Origin of the sequence: Pseudoalteromonas sp. S408 (genome assembly GCF_005886645.1) — a bacterium.
Taxonomy (GTDB): domain Bacteria; phylum Pseudomonadota; class Gammaproteobacteria; order Enterobacterales; family Alteromonadaceae; genus Pseudoalteromonas.
Map to the genome: position 1 here is coordinate 90,482 of NZ_PNDY01000012.1, position 16,230 is coordinate 106,711.

A 16,230-nucleotide genomic window follows, 5' to 3' on the forward strand; every position below is an offset into this window, starting at 1 on the left:
AAATAGCTCATATATTATAAAAATGGTACTTGTGAGCATACCAATAAGCACTATTAAAAGGTATCGCTAATTGAAGGGTTTTTGTTGTTACTTTTTTAATATGTTTTTTTTAGTTGAATTTTGATTTGCTTGAACTACCTCATTATCTAGCTCTTTTATTGATTTATTAATGCTAAACGAGCTGGGTAAAACATCAACACCAACAAGGCGACCTAACTTAACAACGAGAGGGATAGTAAGTGGAGCAAAAGGAAGCACTGCAAATATACCTAAGCCTAAACCTTTCAGTATATCAACAAACTGCTCATTGGCGCGTTTAAGCTCTGCACTGTTTGTTTGCCCTTGTGTGTATCGCTTGTATATAAAAAGCATTTCTTTGGTTTCTTTTTTTTCTTGAGCAAGTGCAATTTTAAGCGCCACCATAGCACGACGAAAACGAAGCTGCTGACGTCTTTTACTAATTTTTACTACACGCCAAGGAGCTCGGTGGATAACTTTATATAATCGCATGTGTTTATTTTCACACATGCTGATGAGTTAACAAAGAATAATTTACTTGATTATGACTATACTTTATCCTTTGCACCAAACTAGTGCCCAAAAGAATAAACTATGCCTGATTTCACAACTCAAATTCCACAAAAACCTGAAAAACCAAAATCTGATGAATGTTGCGGCAGTGGCAATTGTTATTCATGTGTGTGGGACGAATATAGAGAAAAATTAGCAACATGGAAATTAACAAATTTGCAAACAAAAACAAAAAAACAGGATGAAAGTTAAAAAAACAACCTCGAAAAGCCCTTCCTCACCTGCATTAATATTCCCAAATATAACCCAACCTGCACACAAATGGTTATAATCGGCATTAAAATGCACCACCTTTGGATTTTTTACCCAATTAAAGTTTTGTTATTTAATAGTTAATTAATAATTGCTCTTGTTGTTTTTTATGTATAGTCTGTATTCAGGAATTAACAGAAGCTGAGCATTTATGCTCTTTTGAATCGATATTTCAATCGGCTTAAACCACTCTGTTCGTTCCACAATTATGATTAAGGCGTGCTTTAAAGCACGACTAAAACAAAATTATTCTAACTGGGGAAATTTAGAATGAAATTAAAAAACAATGCGCTAAACCAAGCGATTAAATTTGCATTAGCCACAACCACCGCCGGATTATTTATCTCGGGCTCTGCAATAGCAGCAGATGAACAAAGCGAAGTTAAAGTTAATAAAAATGTAGAGAAAATCGCTGTAGTAGGTACGCGTTCAGCTCCACGTTCAATTGGTGACTCACCGGTACCTATTGATATTATTGGTGGTGAAGAACTAGAAAAGTCAGGCAATACTGACATGCTAGAACTTCTAAAAGGCTCTGTTCCTTCTTTCAACGTTCATCAAAACCCGATTAGTGATGCAGCATCACTTGTTCGCCCTGCTAACCTTCGTGGTTTACCATCAGACAGCACCTTAATACTTTTAAACGGCAAACGTCGTCACCGTGCATCTGTAATCGCCTTTTTAGGTGGTGGTATTAACGATGGTGCACAAGGTTCAGATATTTCAGTTATTCCTAGCATTGCAATTAAACAAGTTGAAGTACTTCGTGACGGTGCAGCTGCTCAGTACGGATCTGACGCCATCGCAGGTGTAATGAACTTCCAATTAAAAGACGCTTCAGAAGGCGGTAAGTTCGAAGTTCGTAAAGGTCAATATTTTGAAGGCGACGGCGATACCACTCAAATTTCTGGTAACGTAGGTTTACCATTTACAGACAGTGGTTTTGCCAACTTAAGTTTCCAATATAAAACAGCAGATGCGACTAGTCGCTCAGTTCAACGCCCAGATGCGGCAGGTTTTGCAGCAGCAGGTGTACCTGAAGTCTCGTCTCTTGCTCAAGTTTGGGGTGCACCAGAAGTTGATGACGATATCTCACTTTTTGGTAATGTAGGCCTAGACCTAACAAACAGTTCACAATTTTACATGTTTGGTAACTACTCTGAGCGCGACGTACGTGGTGGTTTTTACTACCGTAACCCGCATACTCGTTCTGGTGTATACTCAAACGATGATGGCGCAACACTTCTTGTTGCAGACTTAACTGACGACATGAGCGCCAACTGTCCTACTATTTCAATTACAGACGGTAATGTTTTAGACGACCCTGCTTACATTAACGGTGTGGCTAACAATCCAGATTGTTTTGCATTTAACGAAATGATCCCTGGTGGCTTTACACCAAACTTTGGTGGCAACATCACTGACACCTCTTTAACCATTGGTACTAAAGGTGAATTTACAGACGGCTTCATGAAAGACGTACTTTATGATTTAAGTGGTACTGTTGGCCTAAATGAATCTCGTTACTTTATTTACAACACAGTTAATGCGTCTTTAGGTCCAGATACACCACGTGACTTTAGCCCAGGTAAATATGAGCAGTTAGAGAAAAACTTTAACTTAGACCTATCTAAAGGCTTCGACTTTGACCTAGCTTACGATGTGAACGTAGCCGGTGGTTTAGAGTGGCATGAAGAAACATTTACAATCATCTCAGGTGATGAAGCATCATACACCGCGGGCCCATTAACAGCACAAGGTTTTGGCATTGGTTCAAACGGTTTCCCTGGTTTTAAACCGTCGCAAGCGGGCGAATTTACACGCCGTAACTACGCAGCATTTGTAGACATTGAAGCACCATTTACAGAAGACTTCTTAATGGGCTTAGCGCTTCGCTTTGAAGACTACGACTCGTTTGGTAGCACAACAAACTACAAATTAATGGCTCAGTATCATGTTACTGAAGATCTAAATATTCGTGGTTCAATCAGCACAGGTTTCCGTGCACCAACCGTTGGTCAAGCAAACGTTAGTAACGTTCAAACAAACCTAAGCGATGGTGTGCTAAGAGATTCTGCATTGTTACCACCTACAAACCCAGTTGCTGTTCAACTAGGTGGTACAGAACTTGAGCCTGAAGAATCGCAAAGCTACACATTTGGTGCTGTTTATACACTTGGCGATTTGTTCCTAACAATTGATTACTACAACATTCAAGTTGAAGACCGTATAAGTCAATCTGAAAAAATTACGCTTAGCCAAGCAGATAAAGATACACTAACAGCTGCAGGCGTACCTAATGTTGAAGGCCTTGCGCAAGTTAGCTTTTTCACTAATGATTTTGACACAACAACTCAAGGTGTTGATGTTGTAGCTAACTACACAGCAGATATTTTAGGTGGCAGCTCTACATTTAGCCTTGCTTACAACTGGAATGAAACTGAAGTAACTAAATTCAGTGACATTACCGGTGAGTTTAAAGTTAAACGCTTAGAAGAAGACTTACCAAACCACCGTGCAACACTTACGTGGGCTCAACAGTGGGAGTCAATTTCTGCATTTACTCGTCTTAACTACTATGGCGAATATCAAGGCGTTCACGTAGATTACGACGCAACAGCTAAAACAGCAGACGCATCTGTAACGCTTGATGCAGAAATTACGTACTTTGTGAATGACTCAATCAGCTTTTCTGTAGGTGCACAAAACTTACTTGACCAAGATGCTGAAAAACTTGATTTCCAAGATGCGACTGGTATCCCAAATAATAACTGGGGTGGTAAATACTACGAAACATCTCCTTACGGTATTAACGGTGGCTTCTACTACGCTAAGGCCACGTATACTTTCTAATTTTTAGAATGAAAGCACTCAGGCGAAATGTTAAGACATTTCGCCTTTTTTATTTTATAGTGAATAAAAAATAAAATGTTCTACTATGTTATTAGATAAAGCCAACAAACTACTCGAACAAAACAAGCTAAAAGAAGCAGAGTTTCATTACAAAACGCTACTTGCTAGTGAGCCTGAAAATGGCGAAGCCTTATTTGGTTTAGGTAAGATAGCACTAAGACTAGAAAAGTTTGATGCCGCAGTTTATTTACTACAAAAAGCCTGTGAACGTTTACCCCACATGTTAGAACCACTGCACGCGTTGGCAGACGCTTTTAATGGTGTTAATTCACCACACGACGCACTTACTGTATTAGAATACGCAAAAAGCATAGCAAGCCATAACCCTGAGCCACATTATTACTTAGCACAGCATTATTTAACACATGGTAATTTAGATAAAGCGCACACCACATTTGCACACGCATTAAGCATGGGCTTATACCCTGTTACCGCCTATATTTTATTTGAATTAGTACAACTAGGTCGTTTTAATAAAGAACACAATTACATTAGTAATTTGCATCACTTATTAACTCAAACAAACAACCTACGCCTTAAAATGGTGTGTTATTACGCATTGGGCAAGAGCTACGATAAACTAGGTGATACAGATCAAGCTTTTAACTATTTTGAACTAGCAAATACGCTGCAATATAAATTAAGCCCATTTAAAACCAAAGAGCTCGACCCTTTTTATGATCAGATTATTAAATACAACACTCAAGATATATTAGCTTCACCTGAAAAAGACTTTTCTGGCACAATCACGCCTGTATTTATAATCGGCATGCCCAGAAGCGGGTCAACCCTACTTGAACAAATGCTTTCAAATCATAGTCAATGTTCAAGCCTAGGTGAAAACGCGAGTATTAGTAATAGTGTTGTTGCTTTTTTAGAACAACAAACCAAAACTCCGTATCCTCAGTGCTTAACCAACTTAACGCCTAGCCTAATTAATCAAGCTCGCAATATTTATATTGATACTCTTAAAGCAGCCAAACCGTTAAGGCCTATTATTATTAATAAGCTACCAAGTAACTATCAATCTCTCGGACTGATTTATATGTTATTTCCTAACGCTAAGTTTATAAATTTAACACGTAACATTAACGCCACTGCATTCTCGGTATTTAGTAACTATTTTTCTGAAAACGAACCGTACTTTTGTTCTTTAACTGAGTTTAAGCACTACCATGGCTTATATGAAAAACTAATGACACATTGGAATACTTTAAAACTACCGGTGTTTAATTTAGCTTATGAAGACTTAGTAAATAACCCCGAAGACCAACTAAGTGCTCTTTTTGACTTTTTAGGCTGTAAATACGAGCAAAATTGCTTAACGTTTTACAAACAAAAAAGAGCCGTCACAACACTCAGCAAACAAGCTGTTCGTCAGCCAGTAAATACAAATGCCGTTAGTAAATGGGAGCGATACCAAGTCCCCCTGCTCAAACTAATCAACAAGGGTGACACTTAAACCATTCAAGTAAATCGTTAAATTGCTCTTTTCGGGCTGTCGGATGAGTTAACATGTTTATGTGATCGTAATCTATGCGGTGTCCATGGCGGCGACCATAAATGCGCATTTGTTGTATACCAGGGCCTGATTCATCAATAAACCTTTGAATATCAATTGGCTGTGCTAACGCTTTATCTTTAACCGCTGCAACATGCAGCGTAGGAGGTAAATGAAGTGTTTGCAATGCTTTTGCGTAATCAAAATTATCGTCTGAATCGATCCAAGGCCTTTTTTTAGCCCACTGCATGCTTTGATAATGAGACTTTTGGGTTTCATCGTCGCTGCCCCACTTTAAGCGCCTTGCAGGTAAATATCCGTGTTTTTTTGCAAGCAATGGCGCCATAAAATACCAAATAAAATTGGCCTGAAGTAGTTTTTTTGGATGATTGTTAAACAGAGAACGTTTTGAACCAAAATAAACACATGCTTTTACATCATCAATATAATGTGGAAAACGTGCGAAGACACTATTCATTAAAACGCCACCCCACGAATGCGCAACCCAGTAATCGGGTTTATGACCTTCAAGCTGCTCAATTTTATTTATAAACGCAGGAATATCTTCTAAAATAGCTTCTGTTTGACCATACGCAGCAGATTTAGAAATGACGGGCTTACTTTCACCGCGCCCACGCAAATCAGCAACATAACAACGATAGCCGTGCTCAGCTAAAAATGGAGCAAGGCCTTTATTGCTATGCGTATAAAAAATTTTGCCATTTTCAACTGCACCATGCATAAAAAATACAATGGGACCATTTTGTTTTTCATCGAATATTTTGCGTAAATGCAGTGTTTGTTCAGCTGCTAAATTTATAGTTATTGAGTGTTGAGAGATGGTCACGCTTGTTCCTTATTATTACCCTAACTCATCGTACCAGTATTTTTAAATATGCCAAAGTAATTGTCTGCACTTTAATTACCAGGATTTGTTACAATTAACTATTGATATAGATTGCCAAAATAAATCCATGACTAAAAATACGCCACGTGCAAAACTACACCCACGCAATCAGCATAATAGTGGTTACGATTTTGAATTACTAACACTTGCCCTGCCGGCTCTCTGCCCATATATAGTGAATACGCCTGCAGGTACTAAAAGCATTGACTTTGCAAATAATAAAGCAGTAAAAACACTCAACCAAGCACTACTAAAAGCGCACTATAATATTGAGTTTTGGGATATTCCAGTGCACAACTTATGCCCACCAATACCTGGACGTGTAGACTACATCCATTACTTAGCCGATCTATTAAGCGAAGATAATCAGCAAACAATTCCTAGGGGTAAGCAGGTTAAAGTACTTGATATAGGCACTGGAGCAAATTTAGTTTACCCATTAACAGGAACAAGTGAATATAAGTGGCACTTTACTGGCTCAGATATAGACCCTATATCTATAAAAATAGCCAAGCAAATTGCGCAATTTAATGCCTTAAAAATAACGCTCAAGCTGCAAAAAAACTCAGCTAATATTTTTAAAGGTGTTATCAACCAAAAAGATTTATACCACTTAACGCTCTGTAACCCACCTTTTCATGCCAGTGAGGAACAAGCAAACAAAGGCAGTGAGCGCAAATGGAAAAACCTAGGGAAATCGCCAAATAACACCCTTAACTTCGGCGGAAATAGTAACGAGCTCTGGTGTGAAGGTGGCGAAGTACAATTCATTACAACAATGATTGCTGAAAGTGAAGAATTTGCTGAACAGGTATTATGGTTTACGTCTTTAATCTCTAAAAAAGACTCACTTATTGCACTTGAAGCAAAACTAAAAACATGCCCTATTGCCGAATATAAAATTATTGAAATGGCGCAGGGACAAAAAGTCAGTCGATTTATTGCATGGAGCTACTTTGATAAAGAAACGCGTGAACAAATTTGTAATGAACTTGATTAACTAAGAATAAGGCAAACTATGATAGATTTTCGTTCAGATACGGTCACCAAACCAACAAAAGAAATGCGTGATATCATGTACAGCGCACCAGTCGGTGATGATGTATACGGCGATGATGAAAGTGTCAATAACTTAGAGCACTTCGCCATTACCCGTTTTAATTGTGAAGCCGCGCTTTTTTGCAGCTCTGGCACGCAGGCTAATTTACTTGCATTAATGGCACATTGTGAACGTGGGGATGAATATATTTGCGGTCAAAATGCGCATAATTATAAATTTGAAGGTGGTGGTGCAGCTGTTTTAGGCTCTATACAGCCACAACCGATAGAAAACGAACTAAACGGCACACTTAATTTTAAACAAATTGCCGCAGCAATTAAACCAGACGATAGTCACTTTGCGAAAACTCGACTATTAAGCCTAGAAAATACCATTGGCGGCAAAGTACTTAGCCTAAAATACCTCGCCCAAGCACGAAACTTTGTTAATGAGCATAATTTAGCGCTGCATTTAGATGGCGCTCGCGCATTTAATGCATCTACTGAGTTGAAAGTTGATATTAAAGAAATAACCACACATTTTGATTCTGTGTCTATTTGCCTATCTAAAGGGCTAGGTGCACCGGTTGGATCATTATTATTGGGGTCGTCAACGTTAATAAACAAAGCTAGACGCTGGCGTAAAGTACTCGGTGGTGGCATGCGACAAGCCGGAATGCTCGCTGCTGCAGGGCAATATGCGCTTGAAAATAACGTAAACCGCTTAAAAGACGATCATGCTAATGCGCGCTACCTAGCTGAAAGTTTAAGTGCACTCAAAGGCTTTAACGTAGATATGAGTAATACGACCAATATGGTGTATGCCTCTTATGTCGAAGATTTTAATATTGCAGATATAGCCCAGAATCTAAAGCAGCAAGGTATCCTAATAAGCCCAAGCAAACAACTTAGGCTAGTAACGCATTTAGGGATAACACAAAAAGATATAGACACGTTTATTAACGCGTTATCGGCCCATGTTTAAAGCCGCTTTATAATGTTTGCGGCACACCGATACATAACGATCGTTGCCGCCAATTTCAACTTGATTACCATCGGCAATCGCATCACCATTTTCATCGGTACGTAATACGTGATTGGCTTTGCGCCCACAATGGCACACTGTTTTAAGCTCAATTAACTTATCAGCCCAAGCTAAAAGATATTGCGAACCGACAAACAACTCACCTCTAAAGTCGTTTCGTAAACCGTAGCAAAGCACAGGAATGCCCAACTCATCAACTACATCCGTTAACTGCATTACCTGCTCTTTAGATAAAAACTGACATTCATCAACTAATATACAATGGCGTTTTCTTTCACTATTAAGCGATTGAATCAATTCATATACATCTTTACTTGCATCAAATACATGTGCATCTGCTTGCAAACCTATTCGAGACGAAACCTTACCCACACCGGCTCTATTATCAATAGCAGCAGTGAGAATTACCGGCTCCATTCCTCGCTCTTTATAATTAAAAGCCGATTGTAATAAGGTGGTAGATTTTCCCGCATTCATTGCAGAATAGTAAAAGTATAATTGAGCCATGATGGTGCCAAGTTGCAAAAAGTGCGCTTATGCTACCCTAATATTCAATGAATACCAATTTCAAACGCTAAATAAGATTATGGTTTAAAGCATTAGTTTTCAGGCTGTTTTGCTGAATTTAAATAATTAATGTAGATAGGAGCGGTATCAAATTCACTAATCCATTGCCACATTTTATGGCTAAGCACCGGATGATTTTCATAGAATTGATGCGAAAAAACTAAATAACCAAAAGTGAACTCATATGGAGGGTATATCGCTGCTACATCAGTGTCGTTATGAGGGTAACTTGACGTTTTGGTTTTATCAACTTGGCAAATATCGATGCTTGAATCTACTACGCCTTTATTAAGTAATTCAAATGCACTTTTTTTAGACACTGTTTCGTGAACAAAAAGAGGTTCTTTGTCTAAAGTTGTGCCCAAGCCGTAGCCACTTGGCACTGCAATCGTAAATATTTTGCTGTTTAACTCGTCACGCAGTTGCCATTGTGAGCGGAACTTATCACGACCTAACAAGCAACTACCAAACTTACTAATGGCAAACTGGGTGTTAGGTTTTGCATTTTCATTCATTGGGTAAACGGCTATTCGCTCTCTGCCTTTTCTAAAGCTTGCAATAACCGCATTTACTTTATTTGATTCAAGATCTTTCAAACATCTTCGCCAAGGTTTCCTTACAAACTCAATATCAACGCCATCAACCGCGTCGTCCAATAGCCGTAATACGTCTGCCGAAGCACCGGGCCTTTGAATCGGGATCTCTTGTCCTACACCTAAAAACATCGGCGCAATTTCTTTGTCTTCATAGCAAAAAAGCAGTTTTTTATCAGCCGCGCTCGCGTTATTGAATGTCACGAGCGCTAAAAAAGTAAATATGTAAAATAGTGTAACAACTTGCATGGCTATTTTAATTAAGGTGTTTTTTATAGTTTAACCCTTATGGCATATGATACAAAGTTTATAGCAACACATTCACAGTAATCCTTCGTGTTGTAAAAGCCAACGCTTTCTTTCTAGTCCACCAGCATACCCTGTAAGCGTTGCATTTGCGCCAATAACTCGATGGCAGGGTACGATAATACTAATCGGATTTTTACCGTTAGCGGCCCCCACCGCTCTTACCGCTTTTGGATTATTCAATGCGTGAGCAATATCACCATACGTATTAGTTTTACCGTAAGGAACATCTAAAAGTGCGTTCCATACACTTTTTTGAAATTCAGTCCCTTTAGTATCTAAGGGAACATCAAAAATTTTACGATTTTTATTAAAATACTCATTTAATTGTAGCGCACAGCTCAATATCGGCTCATTAGTTACTTTAGTAAGAGGCACATGTGGGTAGGTTTCAAGCGGATAAAAGCCAACGTAACTCACCCCTTTTTCAGTTGCTTGAATTATTATATTGTCTATAGGACTTGATATGTATGTTTGAATAATCATGATAGTTGCTGCCAAAGTTGGAACGTTAAATATGAACGAAATGGAGTGCACTTTTCACTATTAAATGAATTCGCCGCAGCTTGTGCTTTGTTAATTCCTAAATCACCTTCAAGTAACACATCGGGTTGACTCTGCCCCCTTAACTTAGCGTAGTTTACTGTCCATGGGCCGATTCCTTTTAAATCAAGCCATAAATCTAAGTCGCTGTTGCCGGGATTATTATTACAAAATAAGGCTAAATTATGCAGTGCGTTTTTTCGCGTCTGTGGCATTTTAAAAAAATCAAAATTGCTTTGTGCTACTTGTTCAGCACTCGGAAAATACGCATGCTTTAGGTCATTTTCTCCAAGTTCAGCAACGAGTTTAGTGACTAGGTTATGCGCTGCAGCTACGCTTACCTGCTGACCAAGCACCGCTCGAATACCTGCCTCAAAGTCTGACCAAATACCAGGCAGCCTTAGCCCAATACACAGTGGAAATGCATCGTTTATGTTTTTACTTAAGTGAGTTTCTATTAAATTAACATCAGCATCTAAATCTAGCACTCGACGTATATTATTAATAACAGATTGCAAATATTGTGTGTTGTCTATGTCTATTTTCACTTTAAAGTGGTGTTTATCTTCAATAAATTCAGCAGTGAAACTCCCCTTATACAGTGCATTTGAAAACGTGCGACCATAGCTATTTTCTGAGACCCATTCAACAGGTTTAATTAAACGTTTTTCTATAAACGAGCGTAAAGCAAGCCAATTATAAGGCGGTCTAAAAGGCAGGATTAATTCAAGTGTTGAGCGTTTGACATTAGTAGTTTTACGCAGTGTTGAAGGGGCTATATTGAGTTGCTTTAAAAATGCATCATTAAAGCGTCGAGTACTTTTAAAGCCAGCTGAAAATGCAATCTCGGTCAGCGGTAAATTGGTTTCTTGAATTAGTTTTTTTGCAAAATGACACTGGTTAAAAATACGGTACTGCGTGACAGACAAGCCAAAATTTTGTTTAAATAACCGTCTTAAATATCGACTACTTACACCTAATCTTTCAGCTAGCATCTCACAATCATGTTCATTGTGCTGGTCAATGAGCTGCTTTGCCCTCAGAGCGGTTGTTTTAGTCCCTTGCCAAGCAGCACTTCCAGGTGCGCTGTCAGGTCTACAGCGAATGCATGGCCTAAAACCGTCTTGTGCCGCATTATGAGCAAACTCATAATAAACAACATTTTTTTCAAGCGCCGTGGGAGCCGGACAAATAGGCCTGCAATAAATACCTGTACTTTTTACTGCAACATAGAAAAGACCATCAAAACGGTGATCGCGACTTTGACGTGCTTTTTGCCAGTAAGATGAAATCATAAACAGCTCTTTTAATAATTGACTGCGACAAAGTTTAAATAAATTTTAAACCATTGCTAGCCACAATCGGTACTCAACTATTTAGCGAAATCTATTAACTCTTGGCCCGTTAAACGATAAATAATCCATTCAGTTTGTGGTTTTGCACCTATACTGTCATAAAAATCTATAGCAGGCTTATTCCAATCCAACACAACCCACTCAAATCGGCCACAATTGTTGTTCAACGCCTTATTGGCTAAATGCTTCATAATAGCTTTACCTGCACCTTTACCACGACTATCTGGACTAACGTATAAGTCTTCAAGATATAACCCATTTTTACCTAACCAAGTCGAATAGTTATAAAAATAAACCGCAAAACCAATTGGCTCATCGCCATCTAAACATATAATACTGTGCGCAGTGGCGCCTTCACTAAATAAGGTGTCTAAAATTGCTTGCTCATTTGTTTTTACAGCATCGGGTTCTTTTTCGTATATTGCAAGCTCAGTAATAAAATGTAGGATAGTATTTGCATCGCTAGGTTTAGCATCGCGAATTATAATCGACTGACTCATAGTGTTTTTCCTCTGGTGTGCTTTGCTTTTATTAGATTAAAGTATATTTTTCATAAAATTAATTAAGTATTAAGCATCAATACATTTAAATAGTTAAAGCGTTATTTTGCCCTGTATTAATGGTTTAACTTAATTGCTGTATTTAATTGCTGAAATCTTTTGCTCGTGAGTACAGCTAATTATGTCAATAAAGCCTACCATACATGCTTTAACGGTGTTGTTAGTTCATAACACCTATTTTACTTCCGTCAGAAGTACTTAACTATATTAACCTGATAATAATTAAAATTTTATTTAAACTGAAATCAAAAACACTGTATGTAAAGTAAGCATCAATGCAAACTTAAATAAGAATCAAAACCAATAGTAACACAATGATTTTTATAGAGAAAAACTTGCAATTAATTAGTTTTACACTACACTGGCTACAATCAAAAAAAGTTATGGTGACGTATCATGAAAGGTAATCAAAAAGTAATCGACGCATTTAATGCACTCCTTGCCAATGAGTTAGCTGCAATCGATCAATATTTTATACACTCGCGCATGTACGACGATTGGGGATTGAATAAACTTTATGAGCGTCTTAATCATGAGATGGAAGAAGAAAAAGACCATGCAGATTGGTTGATCAAACGTATTTTATTTTTAGAAGGTGTACCCAACCTTACTAAGCGTCGTGATTTACTTATCGGTAACGATGTTAAAAGCATGATGCAAAATGATTTAACACTTGAACTAGAAGTGGTTGCCTGCGTGAAAGATGTTATTGCCATCTGTGAAGAACAGCAAGATTATCAATCTCGTGCAATACTTCAAAAGCTATTGTTCGACACAGAAGAAGATCACGTTTACTGGTTAGAACAACAACTTGGCCTAATTGAAAAAATTGGCTCAGAAAATTACCACCAATCACAAATGGGTTAGCAGGAGCTAAAGTTATGAAAGGCGATTTAGAGGTAATTAAAGCGTTAAATAACGTACTTGCTAACGAACTTGTCGGCATCAATCAGTACTTTTTACACGCGCGCATGTTTAAAGATTTTGGCTTTAGTAAGCTTGATAAAGCCGATTATAAAGTGTCCATTCAGAAAATGAAAAACGCTGACCGTTTGATTGAACGTATTTTGTTTTTAGAAGGTTTACCAAACCTTCAAGACCTAGGTCGTTTACGTATAGGTGAGAACAGCGAAGAAATGATTACAGCAAATTTGAGCTTCGAACTCGACACCATAGACGAACTCCGCGCTGCCGTTAAACTAGCTGAAAGTAAAAAAGATTACATTAGCCGAGAGGCGCTCGACCATATTTTAAACGAGCAAGAAGAGCAAATGGATTGGTTAGAAACACAGCAGCAGCTTATTGAAAATGTAGGGATCGAAAATTACCTACAATCTCAACTTTAAACAATAATTTAGTTACAAAAAAAGCAGCTTAATAAAGCTGCTTTTTTTATGAATTTTTAAAATGTAATTAAGCTACTTGATCAGTAATATCTGCAATTTCGATAAGTTTACGATTAAGGATCTTTTTAGTACAACCGCAACATTTACCACATTGGCTGCCCACTTTAAGCTCTCTGGTTAATTCACGCATGGTAGTTGCACCATCGTCAATTGTTTGCTCAATTTTTTTATCTGTCACACCGTGACATAGACAAATATACATGAATACAAACCACTCTAATTACTTTTGATATGCTCATCTTAATCTAAATGGTAATAGTTATCAATAGCCATTCTAGCTTTATTTGATTTTTATTGTTACTCCCATAATGCCGTTAAAATAACCTCTAACATAAAAAGTGATTACTCAGTGAACAGCTAAGTTTTTGTCAATCTTGTTTAGAATTGCTACTGGTAGAAGTTGATATGTTAGTTCAACTAGTGGAGAACTAAAAGTGTTGCTTTAATCTGCCTGCTAACACTGATTCAAACTATATATAAGGGGCTATTAAGACAAAATTGATTAGCTTGTCTTTTAAGGAGAACGTCGAGTGCGAATTAACATCCAAGGCATTTGTTTTTAAATAAGCGGCCGTATGAAGCTAAACGATATTTTTACAATAGCAACCTTTAGTATCTGCGACGAGTAAATCCGAATTAAACCCCGCAACTAAGTTATTAATTGCCGTTTCTACAAAACCACTGCCCTGCGAGCACGCTAACCCTTCTGATAATGGCCCTGCGTAAACAAACTCGCCATGCTTGTCCATAATTATTGCAGCTGGTGTTGCTGGAATAACGTGCTTTAGCTTAGCTGAGTAAGGATGCTGAATGATGTTTAAGCCTTTTTCTTCTGCAAAGCGCTTAAGAGCGATAATATGAGTGTTAGCCTGCTTTGTGCAACCGCAGTTTTGTTCTAAAACAAGAATCAAAGACGCCTGATGTGTTTGCGTATTCAAGCCTAGTTGGTTTTTAAAACTCAAAAACCAACCATCTTGCAATAATACTTTGTCACTATCAAACGGCTTTAACTGTTCAGCTTGAAAGTAGACTAGGCCTGATATTACAAATCCTAACCAGCAGAATATTATAAACTTTAAAAAAGTTGAGCTACTTAAATTTGGCAATTGATTGCTCAAGTACATCAATGCTCACGTCGATTAACTGAACTTTGTCGGTGAGTTGCTTAACAATATTGGCGTCTTCATACTGGTTTTGGCGCATTTGGTCTGTGCTGTTAGCGATCTGTTCTGTGTTACCAGCTTGCTCTGAAACAACTTGTGCAACCGAGCTAGTACTACTTGAAACCGCTTTTATTTGTTCACTCATTGCTGAGATATTCTCTTTCATTGCAGTGCTTATCTCAGTTAAATCAACAACAAAGCTTACGCATTGAGTCATTGATTGAGTAGACGTTTTACTATTTGTAACAAGGTCTTTAAGTGTCAGGCCTATTTTGTCTGTAGTTGCTTTACTGTGATTTGCCAATGATCGTACTTCATCTGCTACAACGGCAAAGCCTCTTCCGTGCTCACCAGCTCTGGCTGCCTCAATGGCTGCATTGAGCGCTAATAAATTTGTCTGTTCAGCTATTCCTGATATTTCGTTTAATAAGCTTGAAATAACGTCACCAGCAGCAACGAGTTGATTAATTTGCTCTTCAGTGTGATTTAACAAATTTAGTAGCTCTCTACTTTTGCTATGGGTTTGTAATACGTCGTTTAAAGCTCCTTTAGCCGATTCTGTGATGCTATCAACTTGATGTTTTAACACTTCACTTTCTTGCTCAACTAATTTAAAACCATGCGCAACTTGAGCACCCGAATTAGCTATATCATCTGTTTGCTGAGTGCGCTGCTGTGCACCATTTGCTAGCCTATCATGAACATGAATTAATTCACCGGAGTTAGTTTTTAGCGAATATGATTGGGTTTTAACTTGTTTAATAACGTCCGACAAGTAATCGAGTAAGGTGTTAAAACCTACAACAGCTTCACTTTGTGTGTAATCTGCTCTAAGCGATAATTTAATGTGCTCAGAGTTTTCTATTATTTGCTCAGTTGCTGAACTAAGTGATGTTCCAGCTCGGCGCTCTCTCTCTAAAGTGATAGCTATATAACCAACAACAAGCACCTCTACTATTGCATATACCGCATGGATTATGACAGTACTGAATGTGAGCCTATCAGGGTCGAAAACATAAAATCCCGTGTTTTGCGTTTGCAAGTAATAAAAAGAAAAGTGATGGACTGCAACAAATAAAATAGCTGTTATAAATACGCGCCACTGGACAAAAACAATTAATATTGGCATTAATATAAAAATTTCAAAATGTACTTCAATTAAGCCAAACGCTTGTTGTATATGTAAAAAAAACATCATAATTGCTGCAGCGACTATGTGAGGGGTGACAGGATTGTTTTCTTGCGTTTTTAGTAGCCATATTGGTAATAAACACAGCGGCAAACCAACTACAAATGCCTGAGTTAACGTATCAAAATAAAGGCCAAGGCCTATAGATTCAACAAATAATAGGATAAAGATAACTGTTTATAAGCGGCTAACACTAGACATAAAGACCCTAACTTTTAGTTTTACTAATACATTTAGCTTAATAAAACAAAGACAAATAGTACCAAATTTGTCAATAAACAATTAAACAGTAAACAGTAAA

At 37.8% G+C, this 16,230-nt stretch carries 17 protein-coding genes; 7 read left to right on the top strand and 10 right to left on the bottom strand.

The features are described 5' to 3' along the window. Positions 1–87 precede the first annotated feature (87 nt). Positions 88–510, bottom strand: a complete 423-nt coding sequence (locus CWB62_RS11240; protein WP_058404619.1) for a hypothetical protein — start codon at positions 508–510, stop codon at positions 88–90. Between the two features lie 102 nt (positions 511–612). Here CWB62_RS11240 and CWB62_RS11245 point away from each other — a divergent pair, with 102 nt between their 5' ends. From CWB62_RS11245 to CWB62_RS11255, 3 genes are all read left to right on the top strand, one after another. Beyond that, positions 613–783 carry an oxidoreductase-like domain-containing protein gene (locus tag CWB62_RS11245; RefSeq protein ID WP_082653613.1) on the top strand — a complete coding sequence of 57 codons (171 nt, stop codon included), beginning with the start codon at positions 613–615 and terminating at the stop codon, positions 781–783. A gap of 330 nt (positions 784–1,113) precedes the next feature. Continuing rightward, positions 1,114–3,696 (top strand): TonB-dependent receptor plug domain-containing protein, encoded by a 2,583-nt coding sequence (locus tag CWB62_RS11250; protein WP_138530306.1) that lies wholly within the window; start codon positions 1,114–1,116, stop codon positions 3,694–3,696. Between the two features lie 85 nt (positions 3,697–3,781). Continuing rightward, positions 3,782–5,218: a tetratricopeptide repeat-containing sulfotransferase family protein gene (locus CWB62_RS11255; protein ID WP_058404618.1), complete on the top strand. Its 1,437-nt coding sequence runs from the start codon at positions 3,782–3,784 to the stop codon at positions 5,216–5,218. Here CWB62_RS11255 and CWB62_RS11260 read toward each other — a convergent pair. Further along, the gene (locus CWB62_RS11260) at positions 5,199–6,104 is read right to left on the bottom strand and encodes an alpha/beta fold hydrolase (protein ID WP_058404617.1); all 906 of its coding nucleotides are present in this window, start codon (positions 6,102–6,104) and stop codon (positions 5,199–5,201) included. The genes CWB62_RS11255 and CWB62_RS11260 overlap by 20 nt on opposite strands. Positions 6,105–6,231: 127 nt before the next feature. Here CWB62_RS11260 and rlmF point away from each other — a divergent pair, with 127 nt between their 5' ends. Both rlmF and ltaE read left to right on the top strand, forming a co-directional pair. Continuing rightward, entirely contained in the window at positions 6,232–7,164 is a 933-nt protein-coding gene (rlmF, locus tag CWB62_RS11265) for a 23S rRNA (adenine(1618)-N(6))-methyltransferase RlmF (protein ID WP_138530304.1), read from the top strand. An 18-nt stretch (positions 7,165–7,182) separates the two neighbouring features. After that, on the top strand, positions 7,183–8,187 hold the full coding sequence (ltaE, locus tag CWB62_RS11270) for a low-specificity L-threonine aldolase (RefSeq protein ID WP_138530302.1): 1,005 nt from the start codon (positions 7,183–7,185) through the stop codon (positions 8,185–8,187). On the opposite strand, the gene CWB62_RS11275 is transcribed toward ltaE, so the two are convergent. The 5 genes from CWB62_RS11275 to CWB62_RS11295 all read right to left on the bottom strand — a co-directional run bounded on the left by CWB62_RS11275 (position 8,170) and on the right by CWB62_RS11295 (position 12,111). Then, entirely contained in the window at positions 8,170–8,754 is a 585-nt protein-coding gene (locus CWB62_RS11275) for a thymidine kinase (RefSeq protein WP_058404633.1), read from the bottom strand. The two genes, ltaE and CWB62_RS11275, sit on opposite strands and share 18 nt — an antisense overlap. A 92-nt stretch (positions 8,755–8,846) precedes the next feature. Continuing rightward, the gene (locus CWB62_RS11280) at positions 8,847–9,611 is read right to left on the bottom strand and encodes a transporter substrate-binding domain-containing protein (RefSeq protein WP_249310797.1); all 765 of its coding nucleotides are present in this window, start codon (positions 9,609–9,611) and stop codon (positions 8,847–8,849) included. Positions 9,612–9,728: 117 nt separating this feature from the next. Next, the gene (locus CWB62_RS11285; RefSeq protein ID WP_138530298.1) at positions 9,729–10,199 is read right to left on the bottom strand and encodes a methylated-DNA--[protein]-cysteine S-methyltransferase; all 471 of its coding nucleotides are present in this window, start codon (positions 10,197–10,199) and stop codon (positions 9,729–9,731) included. Continuing rightward, entirely contained in the window at positions 10,196–11,551 is a 1,356-nt protein-coding gene (locus CWB62_RS11290; RefSeq protein ID WP_138530296.1) for a DNA-3-methyladenine glycosylase 2 family protein, read from the bottom strand. The genes CWB62_RS11285 and CWB62_RS11290 overlap by 4 nt, the downstream gene beginning before the upstream one ends. A 77-nt stretch (positions 11,552–11,628) precedes the next feature. Next, positions 11,629–12,111, bottom strand: coding sequence for a GNAT family N-acetyltransferase (locus CWB62_RS11295; protein WP_058404611.1), 483 nt, complete (start codon positions 12,109–12,111; stop codon positions 11,629–11,631). A gap of 456 nt (positions 12,112–12,567) precedes the next feature. Between CWB62_RS11295 and bfr (CWB62_RS11300) the strand changes: the two genes are divergently transcribed. After that, a complete protein-coding gene (bfr, locus tag CWB62_RS11300) occupies positions 12,568–13,038 on the top strand; it encodes a bacterioferritin (RefSeq protein ID WP_006791631.1) in 471 nt (156 codons plus the stop codon). 14 nt (positions 13,039–13,052) lie between these two features. Next, positions 13,053–13,517: a bacterioferritin gene (gene bfr, locus CWB62_RS11305; RefSeq protein WP_138530294.1), complete on the top strand. Its 465-nt coding sequence runs from the start codon at positions 13,053–13,055 to the stop codon at positions 13,515–13,517. Between the two features lie 67 nt (positions 13,518–13,584). Here bfr (CWB62_RS11305) and CWB62_RS11310 read toward each other — a convergent pair whose 3' ends face one another. The 3 genes from CWB62_RS11310 to CWB62_RS11320 form a co-directional block, all read right to left on the bottom strand. Continuing rightward, positions 13,585–13,779, bottom strand: a complete 195-nt coding sequence (locus CWB62_RS11310) for a (2Fe-2S)-binding protein (RefSeq protein WP_138530292.1) — start codon at positions 13,777–13,779, stop codon at positions 13,585–13,587. A gap of 379 nt (positions 13,780–14,158) precedes the next feature. Next, positions 14,159–14,701, bottom strand: a complete 543-nt coding sequence (locus tag CWB62_RS11315; RefSeq protein ID WP_138530290.1) for a DUF6436 domain-containing protein — start codon at positions 14,699–14,701, stop codon at positions 14,159–14,161. Further along, positions 14,667–16,100: a methyl-accepting chemotaxis protein gene (locus tag CWB62_RS11320; protein WP_249310802.1), complete on the bottom strand. Its 1,434-nt coding sequence runs from the start codon at positions 16,098–16,100 to the stop codon at positions 14,667–14,669. The genes CWB62_RS11315 and CWB62_RS11320 overlap by 35 nt, the downstream gene beginning before the upstream one ends. Between the last annotated feature and the right edge of the window lie 130 nt (positions 16,101–16,230).

Coding starts and splice junctions, on each gene's coding strand:
- CWB62_RS11240 (WP_058404619.1), bottom strand. CDS start 510: ATGCGATTATATAAAGTTATCCACCGAGCTCCTTGGCGTGTAGTAAAA.
- CWB62_RS11245 (WP_082653613.1), top strand. CDS start 613: ATGCCTGATTTCACAACTCAAATTCCACAAAAACCTGAAAAACCAAAA.
- CWB62_RS11250 (WP_138530306.1), top strand. CDS start 1,114: ATGAAATTAAAAAACAATGCGCTAAACCAAGCGATTAAATTTGCATTA.
- CWB62_RS11255 (WP_058404618.1), top strand. CDS start 3,782: ATGTTATTAGATAAAGCCAACAAACTACTCGAACAAAACAAGCTAAAA.
- rlmF (WP_138530304.1), top strand. CDS start 6,232: ATGACTAAAAATACGCCACGTGCAAAACTACACCCACGCAATCAGCAT.
- ltaE (WP_138530302.1), top strand. CDS start 7,183: ATGATAGATTTTCGTTCAGATACGGTCACCAAACCAACAAAAGAAATG.
- CWB62_RS11275 (WP_058404633.1), bottom strand. CDS start 8,754: ATGGCTCAATTATACTTTTACTATTCTGCAATGAATGCGGGAAAATCT.
- CWB62_RS11285 (WP_138530298.1), bottom strand. CDS start 10,199: ATGATTATTCAAACATACATATCAAGTCCTATAGACAATATAATAATT.
- CWB62_RS11290 (WP_138530296.1), bottom strand. CDS start 11,551: ATGATTTCATCTTACTGGCAAAAAGCACGTCAAAGTCGCGATCACCGT.
- CWB62_RS11295 (WP_058404611.1), bottom strand. CDS start 12,111: ATGAGTCAGTCGATTATAATTCGCGATGCTAAACCTAGCGATGCAAAT.
- bfr (WP_006791631.1), top strand. CDS start 12,568: ATGAAAGGTAATCAAAAAGTAATCGACGCATTTAATGCACTCCTTGCC.
- bfr (WP_138530294.1), top strand. CDS start 13,053: ATGAAAGGCGATTTAGAGGTAATTAAAGCGTTAAATAACGTACTTGCT.
- CWB62_RS11310 (WP_138530292.1), bottom strand. CDS start 13,779: ATGTATATTTGTCTATGTCACGGTGTGACAGATAAAAAAATTGAGCAA.
- CWB62_RS11315 (WP_138530290.1), bottom strand. CDS start 14,701: ATGTACTTGAGCAATCAATTGCCAAATTTAAGTAGCTCAACTTTTTTA.